Source organism: Paenibacillus sp. NPDC056579 (assembly GCF_042793215.1).
Taxonomy (GTDB): domain Bacteria; phylum Bacillota; class Bacilli; order Paenibacillales; family NBRC-103111; genus Paenibacillus_S.
Window position 1 is genome coordinate 26,549 of the sequence record NZ_JBHTVD010000002.1, and the last position, 17,255, is coordinate 43,803.

At 49.3% G+C, this 17,255-nt stretch carries 16 protein-coding genes and 2 tRNA genes; 14 read left to right on the top strand and 4 right to left on the bottom strand.

Annotation, left to right across the window (positions count from 1 at the left end; genetic code table 11):
* Window positions 1–341: 341 nt before the first annotated feature.
* A complete protein-coding gene (locus ACFQ88_RS07705) occupies window positions 342–2,567 on the bottom strand; it encodes a ribonucleoside-diphosphate reductase subunit alpha (RefSeq protein ID WP_239632445.1) in 2,226 nt (741 codons plus the stop codon).
* 507 nt (window positions 2,568–3,074) lie between these two features.
* Here ACFQ88_RS07705 and ACFQ88_RS07710 point away from each other — a divergent pair.
* The 3 genes from ACFQ88_RS07710 to gluQRS all read left to right on the top strand — a co-directional run bounded on the left by ACFQ88_RS07710 (window position 3,075) and on the right by gluQRS (window position 4,718).
* The gene (locus ACFQ88_RS07710; RefSeq protein WP_379453719.1) at window positions 3,075–3,515 is read left to right on the top strand and encodes an HAD domain-containing protein; all 441 of its coding nucleotides are present in this window, start codon (window positions 3,075–3,077) and stop codon (window positions 3,513–3,515) included.
* Window positions 3,516–3,586: 71 nt separating this feature from the next.
* A tRNA-Asp gene (locus ACFQ88_RS07715) sits at window positions 3,587–3,663 on the top strand.
* Between the two features lie 92 nt (window positions 3,664–3,755).
* Complete coding sequence (gluQRS, locus tag ACFQ88_RS07720; RefSeq protein ID WP_379453720.1) at window positions 3,756–4,718, top strand: tRNA glutamyl-Q(34) synthetase GluQRS; 963 nt, start codon at window positions 3,756–3,758, stop codon at window positions 4,716–4,718.
* A 109-nt stretch (window positions 4,719–4,827) separates the two neighbouring features.
* On the opposite strand, the gene ACFQ88_RS07725 is transcribed toward gluQRS, so the two are convergent.
* Window positions 4,828–5,625 carry a DUF2935 domain-containing protein gene (locus ACFQ88_RS07725; protein ID WP_379453721.1) on the bottom strand — a complete coding sequence of 266 codons (798 nt, stop codon included), beginning with the start codon at window positions 5,623–5,625 and terminating at the stop codon, window positions 4,828–4,830.
* A gap of 165 nt (window positions 5,626–5,790) precedes the next feature.
* Here ACFQ88_RS07725 and ACFQ88_RS07730 point away from each other — a divergent pair, with 165 nt between their 5' ends.
* The 4 genes from ACFQ88_RS07730 to ACFQ88_RS07745 all read left to right on the top strand — a co-directional run bounded on the left by ACFQ88_RS07730 (window position 5,791) and on the right by ACFQ88_RS07745 (window position 9,642).
* The gene (locus ACFQ88_RS07730) at window positions 5,791–6,408 is read left to right on the top strand and encodes a class I SAM-dependent methyltransferase (protein WP_379453722.1); all 618 of its coding nucleotides are present in this window, start codon (window positions 5,791–5,793) and stop codon (window positions 6,406–6,408) included.
* Between the two features lie 511 nt (window positions 6,409–6,919).
* The gene (nikR, locus tag ACFQ88_RS07735; RefSeq protein WP_379453723.1) at window positions 6,920–7,483 is read left to right on the top strand and encodes a nickel-responsive transcriptional regulator NikR; all 564 of its coding nucleotides are present in this window, start codon (window positions 6,920–6,922) and stop codon (window positions 7,481–7,483) included.
* A 33-nt stretch (window positions 7,484–7,516) separates the two neighbouring features.
* A complete protein-coding gene (locus ACFQ88_RS07740) occupies window positions 7,517–7,924 on the top strand; it encodes a DUF2203 domain-containing protein (RefSeq protein ID WP_379453724.1) in 408 nt (135 codons plus the stop codon).
* Window positions 7,925–7,959: 35 nt separating this feature from the next.
* Window positions 7,960–9,642, top strand: coding sequence for a copper resistance CopC/CopD family protein (locus ACFQ88_RS07745; protein WP_379453725.1), 1,683 nt, complete (start codon window positions 7,960–7,962; stop codon window positions 9,640–9,642).
* A gap of 70 nt (window positions 9,643–9,712) precedes the next feature.
* Here the strand turns inward: ACFQ88_RS07745 and ACFQ88_RS07750 are convergent, their stop codons facing one another.
* A complete protein-coding gene (locus ACFQ88_RS07750; protein WP_379453726.1) occupies window positions 9,713–10,906 on the bottom strand; it encodes an MFS transporter in 1,194 nt (397 codons plus the stop codon).
* 143 nt (window positions 10,907–11,049) lie between these two features.
* Complete coding sequence (locus tag ACFQ88_RS07755) at window positions 11,050–11,970, bottom strand: aldo/keto reductase (RefSeq protein ID WP_379453727.1); 921 nt, start codon at window positions 11,968–11,970, stop codon at window positions 11,050–11,052.
* Between the two features lie 158 nt (window positions 11,971–12,128).
* Here ACFQ88_RS07755 and ACFQ88_RS07760 point away from each other — a divergent pair, with 158 nt between their 5' ends.
* The 7 genes from ACFQ88_RS07760 (at window position 12,129) to ACFQ88_RS07790 (ending at window position 16,976) form a co-directional block, all read left to right on the top strand.
* Window positions 12,129–12,611, top strand: coding sequence for a hypothetical protein (locus ACFQ88_RS07760; RefSeq protein WP_379453728.1), 483 nt, complete (start codon window positions 12,129–12,131; stop codon window positions 12,609–12,611).
* Window positions 12,612–12,700: 89 nt separating this feature from the next.
* A complete protein-coding gene (lepB, locus tag ACFQ88_RS07765) occupies window positions 12,701–13,225 on the top strand; it encodes a signal peptidase I (RefSeq protein ID WP_239632466.1) in 525 nt (174 codons plus the stop codon).
* Between the two features lie 143 nt (window positions 13,226–13,368).
* Window positions 13,369–13,881 carry a DUF402 domain-containing protein gene (locus ACFQ88_RS07770; RefSeq protein WP_379453729.1) on the top strand — a complete coding sequence of 171 codons (513 nt, stop codon included), beginning with the start codon at window positions 13,369–13,371 and terminating at the stop codon, window positions 13,879–13,881.
* A 77-nt stretch (window positions 13,882–13,958) separates the two neighbouring features.
* Window positions 13,959–14,029: transfer RNA gene (locus tag ACFQ88_RS07775), tRNA-Gly, on the top strand.
* A 368-nt stretch (window positions 14,030–14,397) separates the two neighbouring features.
* On the top strand, window positions 14,398–15,411 hold the full coding sequence (locus tag ACFQ88_RS07780) for a hypothetical protein (RefSeq protein ID WP_379453730.1): 1,014 nt from the start codon (window positions 14,398–14,400) through the stop codon (window positions 15,409–15,411).
* A 453-nt stretch (window positions 15,412–15,864) separates the two neighbouring features.
* Window positions 15,865–16,416, top strand: a complete 552-nt coding sequence (locus tag ACFQ88_RS07785) for a hypothetical protein (protein ID WP_379453731.1) — start codon at window positions 15,865–15,867, stop codon at window positions 16,414–16,416.
* Complete coding sequence (locus ACFQ88_RS07790; protein WP_379453732.1) at window positions 16,416–16,976, top strand: HupE/UreJ family protein; 561 nt, start codon at window positions 16,416–16,418, stop codon at window positions 16,974–16,976. Before ACFQ88_RS07785 ends, ACFQ88_RS07790 begins: the two co-directional genes overlap by 1 nt.
* The last annotated feature ends 279 nt before the right edge of the window (window positions 16,977–17,255 follow it).

A 17,255-nucleotide genomic window follows, 5' to 3' on the forward strand; every position in this document is an offset into this window, starting at 1 on the left:
TTACGTGCCCCGGATATCGGTTCCGGCTTATAGCCTTTGCTTTGTATCCGGGGCACACGCTTCACGTTTGATGCGATGGTTCGTTCAGTGTCAGGTTGGTGGAGCTGGGCGCTTACGCAAGTGCTAGACTCATTTGCTCCGGCAAATGAGAAGGGGCACCTGCACGCTTAACGTCTTGAGGGTGAGCGCGAGAAGAGGGGCAGATCGCTTATGCTGCTGCCCCTAAAAACCGAACCCTCAGACAGATTGCTTCGCTCCTGCCCAACCCTTGCTTCAGCTTTGCTGACAAAGACAGAATCCCTATATAAGTACTTCATTATCATGGTTAAAAAATGATGTGATTATGCCGAGCAGCTTACGCAATCTTCCACTTCAAGGCTCTTGTTCCGCACGTAGTAAACGGTTTTCAAGCCGTTCTTCCAAGCCGCCATGTAGAGCTCCAGGAACTCTTTTGCAGACAGCTCAGGCGTAATATACAGGTTGAACGATTGAGCCTGGTCGATATGGCGCTGGCGGGCGCCTGCCGCTTTGATGCTCCAATGCTGGTCGATACGGTGAGCTTCCTTGTAGAACCACATCGTCTCGGCATTCAGATTCGGAGCGGTTTGCGGGATCACCGCATTTTTCTTCTCTTCCACGAAAAACTTGTTGAAGATAGGATCGATCCCCGCCGTAGAGCCTGCGATGAGCGAAGTGGAAGCGGTAGGAGCGATAGCGAACATCCAGCCGTTGCGGACGCCATGCTTGGCTACCTGCTCTTTCAGCTCCAGCCATTCCGGGCTGTTGTAGCCGCGCGCTTCGAAGTAAGCGCCGGTCTGCCATTCGCTGCCCTCGAACAGCTTGAATGCGCCTTTTTCCTTCGCAATTTCCATGGAGGCTTTGATCGCATAGAAGTTCATCCACTCATAAACCTCATCGGCTTTGGCTACATGCTCATCGGACTCCCATTGAATTTTCAGCTGGGCGAGCATTTGATGATAACCGCTGGAGCCGAGGCCGACAGCGCGATACTTTTTATTCGTAATTTCCGCTTGCGGAATCGGATAGTAGTTCAGATCGATTACGTTGTCCATCATGCGCATTTGGGTTGTTACTACGCGCTCGATGTCTTCTTTCGTATACACGCGTCCCAGGTTGGTGGAAGACAGGTTGCACACGACGAAATCGCCGCTCTTCACCTGGTTGGTAATAATGCCGTCCTCATGGTGAGTTTGGATCAGCTCGGTCGGGCTCATGTTCTGGCAAATTTCCGTGCACAGGTTGGAGCAGTAGACCATGCCCGCATGCTTGTTCGGGTTGGCGCGGTTCACTGTATCGCGGAAGAACAGGAACGGCGTACCGGTTTCGAACGAGCTTGTCATGATGCGCTTCATAATATCGATCGCCGGAATTTCCTCTTTGGAAATTTTGTCGTCGTTCACGCACTCCCAGTAGCGGCGCTCCCATTCCTCGCCCCAGCTGTCCTCGATGGAGTAGCCTTTTGCTTTGCGAACTTCATGAGGATCGAACAAATACCACGTTCCTCTTTCTTCTACGGTTTTCATGAACAGATCCGGAATGCATACACCAGGGAAAATATCGTGGGCTTTCATCCGGTCGTCGCCGTTGTTCGTCTTCAGGTTGAGGAAATCGAGAATGTCTTTATGCCATACATCCAAGTATACGGCTACCGCACCGGAGCGAACGCCCAGCTGGTCAACGGCGATAGCAGTATTGTTGTAGTTTTTAATCCATGGCACGACGCCGCCGGCAACGCCTTTGTATCCGCGAATATTGGATCCGCGGCTGCGCACCTTGCCTACATAAATGCCCATGCCGCCGCCGTGCTTGGAAACTTGAGCGAAGCTTTGGTCTACATTGTAGATGCCCCACAGGTTATCAGGCACCGTATCGATGAAGCAGCTCGACAGCTGGTGAAGCGGCTTGCGGGCATTGGCCAGCGTAGGCGTAGCAACGGTCATTTCCAGGCTGCTCAGCACATCGTAGAATTGCTTGGCCCATTTCAGCTTGTCCTCTTCCTTCATCGCCAAATGCATGGCGACACCCATGAACAGCTCTTGAGGCAGCTCGAGCACTTCCTTATCCAGGCCGCGGATCAAATAACGGTCGGATAAGGTCTTGAGTCCGATATAATTTAACAGATAGTCGCGTTCCGGTTTAATATAAGCACCCAGCTCTTGAATTTCTTCTTTGGAGTAATGCTCTACTATGTATTTGCCGTAAAGCCCCATATCCGTCAAGTAAGTGATAAGAGAGTACAGGTCGCCGTAGCCGAAATGTCCGTATTTGCGGTTCGTGCGGGCTTCCTTATACAAATCGTAGCTGAGCAGCTTTGCAGCGACGTACTGCCAGTTCGGTTGCTCCACGCTTGTCTTCTCCACAGCAACCTGGATCAGCAGACGTTGAATTTCTTTAGTGGAAATTCCGTTGCGGAACAGCGGCAGCAATGCGGTTTCCAGCTCCAGCGGATCGCACTCCGGGTACGTTTCGCAAGCGAAATCGATAACCTTTTTCATTTTGGAAAAAACAAGCTCTTCCTTGGTTCCGTCTCTCTTTACGATAATCATCTAAAACCTGCTCCTTTATAAGAAAAGATGGGAAATAAAAGCACATTGAAGAAGCATGCAGTCCTGCTCGAATGTGTCGAGCGCATGCCGTCCGTTGAAGTATGCTCTATGGTTGTTCATCGGTTCGTCGAATTACTGCGGCGCAAGCCGTAATGTCTATCATATCAGAAATCCGCGAATAATGTCATATGGAAATCATGTGTCCACAAGATCTAGTTGTCTTTGAAGATGTAAATTGAATTTAACTCAATATATGGTGTCTGTCAATCTATTAATTATTCGACAAAACGCACGTCAGCGAACGAGATTCGGACCATTTTTAGCGTTGAAATATAATGTAAGCAAGGTACACGGGGCTTCCCGGGCTTCAGGCTTCGTTCGCTCCTCAACGGATCACTTTTGATTGCTTTGCGAAAATGGTTCTTTATACCCAATTTGTGCTGAGTAGTGATATTATTTTAGGTAATAGGCGGGTTACTAGGGGATAGAGCGAGAGGAGAATGAATCATGAAGGTCATTTTTTTGGATATCGATGGGGTGCTGGTTACCACACGACATCTTGTCCAAAGTAAACGATATTTCGGACATGAGTTTGACCAAACGTGCGTCGAGAATCTTAATGCCATAGTAAAGTCAACGGATTCGCGCATCGTAGTAACCTCCTCTTGGAGGGAAGGCAGGACGCTGAAGCAGCTGCAATCTATTTTTGAAATCAACGGAGTTCGCCATGTGGTTGGAATGACTCCCCTTATTGAAGGTGTAATCCGCGGGCAAGAAATTCGGAGCTATATGGATCATGCCAAGGGTACGGAGTTGGAAGTAGAGCAATTTGTTATCATAGACGATGAAGAAGAAATGGGGGACTTGCAGCCGTATTTACTTGAAACCGAGTTTCAAACAGGCATCACGAGCCTAATTAGAGATAAAGCCATAAAAAAACTGATATGAGAGAATATGGCTTGTCAGATGTCTTATCATCGTGGTATTATTATCCTTGTGTATTAAAACATTTTAAGTGTGGAGCCGTGGTGTAGAGGCCTAACATGCCTGCCTGTCACGCAGGAGACCGCGGGTTCGAATCCCGTCGGCTCCGCCATTTATGCCCATTCGAAATATCTTTCATATACTTGGAGAACACGAGCAGATCTATTGTCTGCTCTTTTTGTATTCTTTAAGGAGCGTGTGAGGATGACTCGACGAGGAAGATTTGCCCCGACACCATCCGGATTGATGCATATCGGCAATGCGTTCACCGCCCTGGCTTCATGGCTGCAAATGCGGCAAGCCGGCGGCGAATTCGTGCTGCGAATCGAGGATATAGATATAGCCCGCTCGCGTCCCGAGTATGCCGAGAAGCTGCAGGACGATTTGCTGTGGCTCGGCATCGACTGGGATGAAGGTCCACGGATCGGCGGGAGCTGCGCGCCTTATGAGCAGAGCCTGCGGCAGCACTTGTACCGGGAAGCGCTGGATACGTTGCACAGTGCAGGGTGGCTGTATCCGTGCTATTGCAGCCGAAGCGAGCTCGCTTCGATAGGCAACGCCCCGCACGGCCTGGCATCGGAAGGCGCCGCATACCACGGCGGCTGCCGCTCGCTCTCGCCGGAGGAGCGGCAGGCGAGGGCAGCGAAGAAGACACCCGCCCTGCGGTTCATCATGCCGACTCATGCGATTGGCTTCCATGATATGCTCGCGGGACCGCATACTTATGAAGGAGATGCGCTTAGCGACTTTGTCGTCAAACGCGCGGACGGCATGTTCAGCTACCAGCTTGCCGTGACGGTCGACGATGCCGCCATGGGCATCACCGACGTGCTGCGCGGAGCCGACCTGCTGGACTCGACGCCAAGGCAGCTTGCGCTGTACGAAGCACTCGGGCTGAAGGCGCCGAGTTTCGCCCATGTCCCGCTGCTGGTCGATGCAAGCGGCCAGCGGTTGTCCAAGCGCGATAAGGCGCTGACTCTTGTTTCCCTGCGCGACACAGGAGTCACACCCGAGCGGCTTGTCGGCGCGTTCGCCTATTTGGCGGGCTGGACGGACCGGCCGGAGCCGTTAACCGCCCGCGAGCTGATCCCGTGCTTCGGTCTCATCCGCACGGCTGCCGACGGACTGACGACCGATCAGGTTCAGCGTCTGCTTGCGGTCGGGTAAGCATTATCACCGGCAAAACAGAAAAGAGCCGCGGCAATTGCGCCACGGCTATTTTGTATGTCCTTCTTGGCTTGGCTCTGGCTCGTATCGATGAAAATAAGTGAATAGGCTAGCCTTCGGTTCTTGGCTTCGCCGGATCGCAATTCGGATCGGGAATTAAACCAAGCTGGGCCAGCTTGGTAAGATAGTAACACTCCTCCCGCATCATATGGTCAGGAATAAGCGGACTTATACTGTCAAGGACTTCGGCTGACAATTCCAGTTCCTCAAGCTCCTGCAAAAAGGCCACAAAAAGCTTCATTTCAATATTTACGTCCGTGTGGAACTTCCGAAAAGCAGGGAAATTTTGCAGCTGTGTTCTCATATAACCGGCCATCTCGATGCTTTTTAAATAAAACAGATTAAAATGAATCTCGAACTGTGCACTTTTTTCAAGCAACCGGCTCTCGACCGCATCCAAATTGCTTGAGATGGAGGCGGCATGACCGGATGCATCCAACAGCCATAGCAAGTCGTGATGAATGGCATCGTAACGAGGAACAGGCCTTCCGGATACCAGTTCATTCAGAATGCGCAAATATTCCTCCAACTCGTTAAGCATATGATTCATAAACGTTGGCGTCAGCCCAATGGTAAGTTTGCCGGCCAGCATTCGTTTTAGCAAATCTAATTTAAACATCCGGAGTTGATTGGTTAGAACAAGAGCCTGCTGATTCAGCGTCATCAGCTCTCCTTCGGTTAACGAGCGCCGGGAATACTCCAGCAATATGTCGAAGGATTGCTTGAATTGCTGTGCCGTCTGAATAGATTGCGTTTCCTTGGGAGAGAGTGCGTTCCAGATGAAGCTGCTGTGGTCTCCTAATATTTGCAGCCAAAAACGGTGCTCGAATAATGCATCCTGAACCATAGACATACCTCCTCCATGTTCAATGTAAAAGTATGAGGGTGCAAACGGATATATACCTTCTCAAGAGACCGAAAGTGGGCTGCCCAGATATTGCAGCTTCGGAAGGAATCTTCAAAGAAATGGCGAATATATGTTCTTATATACCTGTTGAGGAGGAATCATCGGATGAACAACGAAACGAAAGCCAGCTTAGCCAAAGCCTACGATGCGGATGCAGCGAAAAGAGCAGCTGTGGTTCCCGCCGAATGGAAGGTGCAGGAGAGGGAGCGGTTCATAAGCAAGCTGCGCGAGGAGGGGAAGACGGCCGTGCTGGAAATCGGTGCAGGGACGGGAAAGGACAGCGAATATTTCCGTTCCGAAGGGTTCAGCATCACCTGCATCGATTTGTCCGAAGAGATGGTGAAGCACTGCAAGGCCAAGGGGCTGGATGCGGCCGTAATGGATTTTTACAACCTCCAATTTCCTGACCGGTCCTTCGACGCCGTCTACGCCCTGAACTGCCTGCTGCATGTTCCGAAGGCGGAGCTGGGTCAAGTGCTCGACGAAATCAAAAGAGTAATGAAAGAAGACGGATTGCTGTACATGGGGGTGTACGGAGGCAAGGACTCGGAAGAAATATGGGAGGACGACTGGTGCGAGCCGAAGCGGCTGTTCAGCATGTATACGGACGAATCCGTCCAGGAGGCTGTCCGCGTTCATATGGATATCGAATATTTTCAGACGGTTCCGTTGGAAACGGGTAAGCCGCATTTTCAATCACTACACTTGAGAAAGGTTAAGTAAGCCCGCACCGGGACGTGCCACAGCTATAGGCCATGCAGTGGCATGCTTGTAGCTGTAGCTCCCTTTAAACTTATTGCTGCAAGCTAATACTGTCACTTCCTGCGATTGAGGGACAGAAGGCACTCTCCTCGAGCACATCAAGCCCCTCATTGCCTTCTCTATATGACTCCCTGCATCCATAATATTTGCGCTTCCTCCGCCTGTCTCTTCTTCCTGTCCCGAGTAAGCCACGATACAACCGTTTTCTCCTGACATTTGAACGTTTAAAAGAAGGTTCCCTTCCTTCAGCTCGAATTGGCCCCAAATCAGTCAGCACACAAGCTTGGGACAGCTCCTATCCGTCCACAGAACTTGATTAAGCAAGCATACATCTTGGTTTGCCCTCCGAGAGTTTGACATTACGGTGAAAAGTTTGGTTAGGGTCTGCCGAGTATGCTACATTAAAGAAAAGTACATTGATTACGGCAAGCCAAATGGGATCCATGCCTGTAAACAAGAAGGGGGACCGAGTATGACTGAAAAAGATTCCCTTGTCCGGTTCGGTATTTCGATGCCGCAATCGTTAATAGAGCAGTTCGACGCCATGCTGGAGGAGCAAGGATACGACAACCGTTCCGAGGCGATTCGGGACTTGGTCAGGAAGGCGCTTCTGGCTCCGGCCCAGATTCGTCCCGAGCAGTATGCTGCAGGAACGATCGTGATGGTGTATGACCACCATGTGAGCGATTTGCCTATCGTGCTTACGGAGCTGCAGCATGACTATCACCAGGAAATCAATTCTTCGCTTCATATTCATTTGAATCATCAGCAATGTCTGGAGGTTATCGTCGTCCGGGGAATCGTTCAACGGTTAAGAGAGCTTCAGCAGCGCATTCAAGTATTGAAAGGCGTTGCCTACGCCGAGCTATCCGTTACCCATTTCGACGTTAACGGCCAAGACGGGCATCATACGGACCATCATCACGGTCATACGCATACACATTCGCTTCCGCACTCACACACGCATGAGCATCATCACGAAACCTCGCATCGGCATGCTGACGATGCTGACGCCAACAACGCCAACGGCAAATAAAATACGATCGATCGGATGGTAACGGAGGTATCCATGAGCAAAACGTACTATACATTGGAAGAAGCCAATGCCATGCTCCCTGTTGTCAAACAGGAATTGGAGAAGCTGCAGGAGATCAAACGCCAGTTCCGCGACAAGTACGAGGAGCTGTACCAATTGAAAGCTTTTCACAAGCAAAACGGCATGCTCGTAGAGGGAGATCCTTATTTTACGCTGGAATGCGAAATGGATTTTTTGCAGGTGGAAGGCAATACGATACTGCAGAGCTTTGAATTGAAGGGCGTGCAATTAAAAGATATAGACAGCGGACTCATTGATTTTCCATCGATCCGGGACGGGCAGGAAGTGCTTCTGTGCTGGCGTCAGGGAGAAGCGAGCATAGAGCATTATCACGGATTGTACGACGGCTTTGCCGGCAGAAAGCGGATTAAGGGAGAGTAGCTGCTCCCCGTTATGTTGAGGAGGATTTTACGTCCATGAGTAACACGTTCACAGCCGAGGGGAGTCGGCTAACTAGGATACAGAGACAATGGTTCATTCGTTTGCTCTGCTGCTTGATTTTGCTTGCCGGAATGATTGGAGCTGTGTTTCCGCACGGAGTATCGGCACATGCGGGCTTGCTGCAGTCGGTTCCTGCCGCTAACGATGAATTGAAGGACCCGCCGGATAAGATCGTCCTGACTTTTAACGAGAGACTGGAAGAAGGCGTCTTCTATATAAAGGTGTTCGACAGCAGCAAGAAGCAGGTCACGAACGACAAGGCACAGATGAGCGCCGATCGCTTGAGTGTAGAGCTGAAGCTGCCGCAGCTCGGCAAAGGAAGCTATATCGTTACTTATCATGTCATCTCGGCGGACGGCCACCCTGTGGAAGGGACGTACTTGTTCGCGGTCGGGCAAAGCTTAAGCCAACAGCCGGTCGAATCGTCGCCGATCATGGAGCATATGCATCCGCAGGGCTCTGGTTTATCTACCGGTCTCGGCTTTGTAGACATTTTGCAGTATATTTCGCGGATTTTATACTACATCTTCATGCTCGCGTTTACCGGGTGGCTGCTGTGGATGCGCTTTGGCAAGAGCAGTCTGAACGCAAGCGCCGAGACCAAGGTCCGGGAGCGCGGAACCCAGCTGCAGCAGGGCTATTTACTCGCCTTTCTATTCTTCATGTTTACGCACTTGTTTGCTCTTATCGGCGACGGGGGAACAGACGCATTCATCACTACGATTACAAAGACCAGCATAGGGTATGTGTGGCTGGCGTCTCTTGCTCTGTCGCTGCTTAGCTTCGTTATGCTGCACCGTTCGATAGGATTGGATTTGCTGTGGGTCGTTCTCATCTGGCTGACCAAAAGCTTCAACGGTCATGCGGCGGCCTTTCAGCCGTTGAAGCAGACTATTCTGCTTGACGTGATCCACTTGGGTGCTGCGGCGATATGGGTAGGCGGCGTGCTGATGCTGCTTTATTTGTGGAGTACGGATAAAGCGGCGGGGAAAGCTTTCTTTCCGCGGTTTTCCGGCGCAGCCTTTGCATCCATCGTCCTGCTTACGGCGTCAGGAATATTGACGACTTTCGTCTTTTTGCCGAATATCGAATATGTGCTGGAAACGAATTGGGGTAAGCTGCTGCTGGTCAAATCCGGACTTGTCGTCCTGGTAGTTCTGACGGCAGGAACACTGCGATGGTTGTTCCGCAAACGCGAGGACAGCATCAAGAGCCTGCTGCGAATCGACGCCTTGCTGGCGCTGCTCATCGCCGGGATTGTAGGGGTGTTCACCTATATGACGCCGCTTCCGGCCAATACGCCGCTGAACTGGCACGACATGGGCGAAACGATCCATATGACGACGCAAATTTCTCCGACTACACCTGGGGTGAATGATTTTACCGTCAAAGTATGGCTTCCGGAGAAGCTGGGCAAGCCGAAGCAGGTTATATTGAAGCTTCAGGATGACAAAGCGCCGGACATCGCGCCTCTAGAGGTGCCGCTGGTCTATACGGAGGATAACGTCGTAGAAGATAATTTCGGCGGCTTGAAGAAGCATACGTACAAAGCGCGCGGACCGTATTTGCCGTACCCTGGGTATTGGAATATCGAGGTGCGCGTCATGGACAGCAACGACGATGAAAAAGTATATAAAAAGCAAATTCGCGTATTTTAGCGAATAACAAAAATAACCCCAATCGGACTTTGATTAGATGTCCGGCTGGGGTTTTGTTGTACGGCCAGGCTTATCCGTTAGCCGATTTGGCTCCTTGCAGCTGGGCGGGCTGCTCTTGAGCCTCCGTCTCCTTGGACGCCCGGTATGTGAAATAGAAGAAGACGCGGCTCACGGCAATGATGATGAAGCAGCCCCACAACGGGAGGAACGATACCAAGGCTCCGGCTATGAGCGCACCGGCGGCGTTCCCCGCATTCATGACGAGCTGGAAATCGGAGAAGTAAGCCATCTCCTTGCGATGCTTGGAGGCTTCGTTCATCATGATCGTCTGCGATGCAACCTCATGAACGGCCAGACAGAACCCGACCCAGCCCTGGATGACGACGAGCAGCCAGAACGATTGAACAAACCCATAAGGCAGCACGGCCAGAGCCATCCCGATAACCGCGGTGCCGTACACCTTCAGAAGGCCGAACCGTTCCATGCAGCGGCGGGCGACAGGCAGCAGCAGCGTCGAGACGATACCTGCGATGATGACGAAATAGGCGATTTGCGAGTTGGTCAGCTTCAGTACGTTGACATGATAAATGACGAACAGCGGAGCGACCATGGCGATCCCGACATTGTTCAGTCCCATCCACCACGTTTTTCGGTCGCATTCCTGAAGCGGCTTCATCCAAGTCAGGCGGATCGGCTTCTTTTCCCGCGGTGCCAGCTCTGCAATGAGCGACATGCCGGCGAAGGTAGCGAGACAGCCTACGAGCATCGAGAACACGTAGTTTTTCGGAAACATCCAGTCGAAAGCGTCCAAATAATAGCCGATGCCGAAGCTCCCGAAGGTGACGATCACAATGCCGATAATTTTATTATTGCTAAAAATTTTGGGGAATTCGTCCGGCGCGACCCATTTGCGCATAATAGCCGGCTGCTGCGCTCCCGTTATCATGACGGCTACGGCATTGATACACCAGAAAAACAGCAGGAACGGGATAGGATGTGGCAGCAGCGCGGCAAAAGCCATGCAGAGGAAGGCCGCCTGGCGGACGTAGCCGCTAACGAGAAAAACGCCTCTGGTTACAGGCAGCTGTCGAGTAAGAAAGGCCAACGACAATGCGCAGAACAGAGGCGGAAGAGAGTTCGATAAGGCGATTTCAAAATTGCTCGCTCCGAGACGAGCGATAAGTACTTGGAGAAAAGTAAAGAAACTGACGCTTTTCATATTTTGCAGAGCCGCGTCCATGTAAATTCGTGTCGTAAGCTTCATCGGTTTCAAGACCTTTCCTTTAGCTAGCTGTGATGGGTGAACCCCGCTTTGATGCGTTCACGAACTAGCATACCGCAACACTGCAACCGAATAACATGGACGGTTCTGTCTAAAAACATGGATTTTTTTGCTTTGCCTAAAGCCTACTCTTTCCAGCTTTGCTTGTGCAGGTCGGACACAAATTCCGCCGCCGCTGCGTTCGAGATTACCTGCTCAGGGCTCTTGCAGCCCGGAATGACCGACGTTACGGCGGGATGCTTCAAGCACCAGGCCAACGCCCACGTAGCCATGTCCATGCCTTCAGGCACTTCGTTCTCGCGGATGCGCGCCGTTTCCTCCAGCTTGGCGATCGTTTGCTCCTTGTCGTGGCGGTTGCGCACATCGTTATCCGGGAATACGGCGCCCGGCTTGTATTTGCCGCTCAAATAGCCGCTCGCCAGCGGAACGCGCGCCAATACGCCCAAATCCTGCTCCTCGCAGGAAGGAAAAACCCGCTCTTCAGGGCGGCGGTCGAGACGGTTATAGACGACCTGAATCGCTTGGGAATTGACTTTCGTCGAAGCCGCGGTCTGATGGAGATTATCGTTGCTTCCGATCGATGTGCCCAGATGGCGGATTTTGCCCGCTTGCACCTGCTTGTCGAGCAGCGTCCACAGCTCGTCCTGATCGAACGCTTCGTCCGAGCCCGAATGGAACTGATACAGATCGATATAGTCGGTTTTCAAAGCCTTCAAGGACGCTTCCAGCTGGGTTAACACTTCCTGAGGCGACCAATGCTGCGTGCGCTCCTGATGACCGTGAAAATGATGCCCGAATTTCGTGGCAATAACCCAGTCCTCACGGCGTTTGCGTGCAACATAGTTCCCGATCAAGGATTCCGATGTATGGTCGCCGTAGCATTCAGCCGTGTCGATCAAATTGATGCCGGAATCTTTGGCTTGATCGAGAATCGCGTCCGCTTCCTCCTGCGTGAACGCCTTACCCCATTCTCCTCCGAACTGCCACGTGCCGACCCCGATCACAGAAACCTTCATATTCGTTTTGCCTAATCTGCGGTATTTCACATGAATCCCTCCCCGGAAATGGTTGCCTATCTCTTTCATATTAACGATAACACCGCAACGATGTCAAAAGAGCCCATTTGAATTCTCACTATAAGATGGAATAAAATAGGGCAAGCGGAACCAAATTAGGTATAAGGCAATTTAGGAGGTACTACGGTATGATGAAATTATTTTTGCGAGGGCCAGTGCTCATCCTTATCATCGCGGCTTTGGCATTGACTGCCTGCAATAAAGGCAATTCAGCGAATACGGGGAATCCGGCTGATGCCAAGCCGAACGATGCCGCGGCAATGACTGCGACGACCCTCCAGGGCGATTCGCCTCATTGGCGTGTCAAGCTGAACTATACGCCCAAGGGGAACAACAAGTTTCAGGAAGTTGTGGTCATAGAAAATAAGCTGGACGAGAACCTCGAAGAAGTAACGGTAACCATTGTCCGCAAAAACGGGGAAACCCAGAAAAACGATCTAGCCGAACCGTCGGTCATGAAACCGGGAGCATCCTTCACTCTGCAAAATATAAACGAGGTCGCAAGCTGGAAGGATACGGACCAGGTCCAAGTCGAATGGAAAGCCGATGGTCGCAGAACCAAAGAATATTTGACGGTTGACAATAAAACTGCAGCCGCGCCTGCCAAGTAGCGGGATTGTAAAAATTTTATGTTGCTTTAATCTTTCTTTTGCCGAATTGATGTAGAGTGGACAAAGAGACGGCAAAAGGAGCTGAAGAGATGCAACGAGTGAAACGGTGGATCAAAGAGTGGGTCCCTACCTTGGCAATCGCTGTGGTTGTCAGCTTTACGTTCAATACCTATGTGGCGCAAGGCATGAAAGTGCCGACAGGTTCGATGCTGCCTACAATCCAGCTGGAAGATAAAATATTGGTGGAGAAAATGGTCAAGCTGACCGATTTTCAATTCGGCGATGTCGTCGTATTTTACCCGCCTCTTCCGGATCAGGCCGATCAACGCTTCGTCAAGCGGTTAATCGGGTTGCCTGGAGATACGATTGAAATCAAGGACGGCACGCTGATCCGCAACGGGCAGAAGGTAGACGAGCCTTATGTGCAAGAGCCTATGAGCTACACGTTCGGTCCTGTAACGGTTCCTGAAGATAACTATTTCTTCCTGGGAGACAACCGAAACGATAGTCTCGATTCCCACCTATGGCCGACGCCGTTTGTGGACAAAAGCCAGCTTGTCGGGAAAGTACTGTTCCGCTACTACCCGTTCAATCATATAGGCAGCTTGGACTAATAGACGGTATGCGCAGACAGAGCGAAAAAACGAAGCACTTCCTGCCGGTAAGAGCACCGCGGGAGGTGTTTTTTGGTATAATGAACCAGTATGGTTGGTTAGAAGAAAGGCGTTATTAAGAGCGAGTTGCGAGGATGGGATGCATGGAGTCGAATCAGATACTTACGATCCAATCATTGAAGTACGGGGATCGTCTGCACTATGAATGGAACACTCGGCTGTTGGAGAGGACCGGGGAGCATTTATTTGTGTTAAGCGAAGCCGGACGGCAGTTGAAGCATTACACCAGGGGCAAAACATTTACAATGAACAACTGGACGATTGAGTTCTTTTCCTTCCATTCCTGGTTTACGGTCAGCGCGGAAGTGATTAATGGCCAAATCAAGCAGTATTACTGCAACATCAACCAGCCGGCCAAGGCTAACGGGGATGTGGTCTCGTTCGTCGATCTCGATCTGGATCTTATTTATAGAAACGGAGAGTGGAAAGTGGTCGACGAGGACGAGTTTGCGCTTCATTCGGTGCAGCTCGGTTACCCCGACGAGTTGATCCGCAGGGCCAGAGAAGAGCTGGAAAGCTTGCAGCGCCGGATTGCGGCCGAGCAGTTCCCGTTCGACGGCACGATAGAGCGATTTATTCCGCTGATCCCGGTGTAACAGGGGATTTCCTCTGGACAATGCCGGGGGAGAGGAATATAATGGGAAGTATCCGCTGAAACGGCGGAAGCGCTTGCGCGGGTGTAGTTCAATGGCAGAACTCCAGCTTCCCAAGCTGGTGGCGTGGGTTCGATTCCCATCACCCGCTTATGAGAAAAACCCTTGGATATCAAGGGTTTTTCTTTTTGTTGAAGTATTGACTGCGGTCTGTTTTTTTCCTCCAAAGTCGAAATGGGGACAAAATTTTTTTGGGGGGGGAATTGACCAAAACGATCCGCAGTTCATGTTAGTCTAGAATAATTATTGCAGTACTTTCAGTAAAAGCCATCGATGCCGTTTTTCTGCCGCCCGATATCTAATAATCTCACCGGTTCGGGCTATTTCTGACCTCTGAATTTTTCATATACGATACTATATTTACAATTTAAGTAAGTAAATGTTTAAACAATCCATGTAATATTTTGTAATATGCTTATTGATAATTTCAGAAATAAGCTAAGAGGAGATTAAAAAGAGATGTTAACAAAAAATGGTGTGATCAGAGTTTTGTTAGGTATGCTACTAGTATTTACATTTTTTTCCCATTCCTCAAACGTATTTGCAGCAACTGTTGGACAACAACTTATTTCACCAGAATCCGGTTGGCAGAGATTTGATGATAAGGATCCCCGTATAAGCTACTGTGGAACTTGGTCCTCATACGCAAATGGGGATAATTTATATAACGGGAGTTCAAATTACACTAGTACTGTGAACGATTGTGCTTTTTTTTCTTTTAGTGGGACCAAAGTGCGGCTAATTGCAGATACTTTTGATAATAAGACCAGAACAGCACAAATAACTATTGATGGAATTAAGGAAACTTTTAGTGAAAATATGATGATAAAAGGTTCTACTTTAGTTTACGAGAAAACAGGTTTGTCCGATGGAATTCACAATGTCAGTATTCAACTGATCAATAATGACGGAATGCTAACTATCGATGCAATTGATATTGAATCTACAGGATCTCTAATAGAAAGTAATAGCGGATTACGCTTAAATGCAACATCAAGCAATAATAATGTGGTACTTACATGGGGAGGTTTACAAGGTGCTACCGGATACGAAATCCACAAATCAACAACACAAGGAGGGCCATACAATAAAGTTACCACCGTTTCAGGTACAACTTATACTCTAGAAAAGAATGCGGTTGGAGTTGAATACTTTATTATTAAAGCAATTGGGGTAAATTGTATTTCGAATGAAGTAAGATCAGACTCGACATCACCAGATCCTATCGCGAACCGAGCACTTCTAACTATTACTTTCAACACAGGACTAGAAAAAGAGTATGATCTAAGCATGAAAGAAGTTAATGAATTTATTAGTTGGTACGAAGGAAGGGCAACTAGTATTGGTACAGTTTCTTACGCAATAGATCAACATAAAAACAATATTGGGCCATTCTCAAGTAGAAAAGATTATGTTATTTTCGATAAAATTTTAACGTTCGAGGTAGATGAGTATATTACAGAAGCCAGATAGTCTTCAAGGTGGATGCCTCTCGTAAAAGTTTTGTTCGATTAAGGTTTAGAAACACCAATCAAACCAAGCTTACAACTTGGAACGATTGGCGTTTTTTTTGCATTGAGCATGGTCCACATACCCAAATTTACTAAAAATATATATTCAATTAACAATGGACGAACAAAACGAAATTACAATACAAGAAAATACTATATAAAACAATGAAACAAATAATATTTTGATTGTTTTACATTGTTTTCTTTGAGGGGGAATATCATCCATATCGTGATGGCAATAGCAGAACGAGCTGATAATTATGCAAAACAGGAGCACAACCACATGAAACAATGGATAACAGGAAGATCATGGATATTTGTGTCATTACTAGCCTGGCTGCTTCTTCTTCCTAGTGGGGCAACGGCCCACGGGCCGTCTTTTGGGTATTCGCATATAACACTCCAAGAGGACGGGATGCGCTACGAACTGCTGCTTCTGCCGGACGAAATGAGCCCGCTTCTAAATCTCGATGTAGATCAGGACGGTTCATTCACAATCGAGGAAGCCAAGCAAAAGGAATCCGAATTGAAGGAGTTCGTGTCGCGAGGACTGTCCGTCAAAGCGGACGGAGCCGAGTTGCAGGCGAAGCTTGGATCTATGGAAATGATTGAGCAAGGGTTAGGAATTCCGATGATTAAGCTGAACTTTGACTACAATTTTGGGAAGGAAGTCAAGGAGCTGGCCATCAAGTACAATCTTTTGTTCACGAACGTCAGTCCGACACATCACAACTTTGCTACGATTACTTCGCTGGACGGTTCGACGAGCGAGCATGATTTTGACAGAAGTCATCCAATGTTAAAGCTGTATATGGATCCTCATAGTCCACAAGCAATCGTTGATCGGATGATCAAGATACCTTCATGGATCTTGCTCGTTTCGCTGTTGCTGCTGATTGCAGCGATTCTACTGGCAGTCCGGGGATTGTATCTGAAAAAAATGAAAACAAAAAGGAGAAGAAAATAATGGAAGTAGCAATTCCGGATTGGCTGTTTACATTTGGAAGTTATATTGCCTATGGGATGGAGCATCTGTTCACAGGGTACGATCATCTGTTATTCCTATTAGGCTTGGTCATTGTGCGTCTGAAGTGGAGTGAATATTTGAAAATCATCACTTCCTTCACGGTCGGACACAGTATCACTTTGGCTTTGGCAGCACTCGGAATCGTCCAGATCCCCGGGGCCATCATTGAGCCTTTAATTGCACTAAGCATTGTTTTTGTGGCAGTAGAAAATATGCTGCGCAAAGAGCATAAATGGCGCTGGCTGATTACGGCATGCTTCGGACTTATTCATGGCTTCGGATTCGCGGGAGTGCTGGAGGGCAGATTTTCAGGGAATGTTGCTCTTCCGTTGTTCTCCTTTAATCTAGGCATTGAGCTGGGACAGCTGGCTATTTTCCTTGTTCTTTTGCCAATTATCACTAAAATCGGGCGCACCCGCTGGAATGCTCCTACGGTCTATGGCATATCGGGCATCATCGGTTTGTTCGGTATTTATTGGTTCCTCGAGCGCGTGGTATAAGGCTTCATCTTAGTAGACTTCCCCTTCTTGTTTGCCATACCGTTGACTGCCGGCCAGCAGCATTGACGCTGCCTGTCGTTGTCGCCCCCACGATTCCGGCGATACCGAATTAGTCTCTATGCCGGCAGTCACACACAGCTGCCCCGTCCCCTATTTCTAGTCGCTTTCGCCTCCAATTTTACGCAAAGGATTGTTCGTTAATTGAACTCTTTTGCAGCTTCCTTTCCTATGCAAATGCTTACAATGGTTTGTCCGTCGGTTCTATCGCTGCCCTATAAT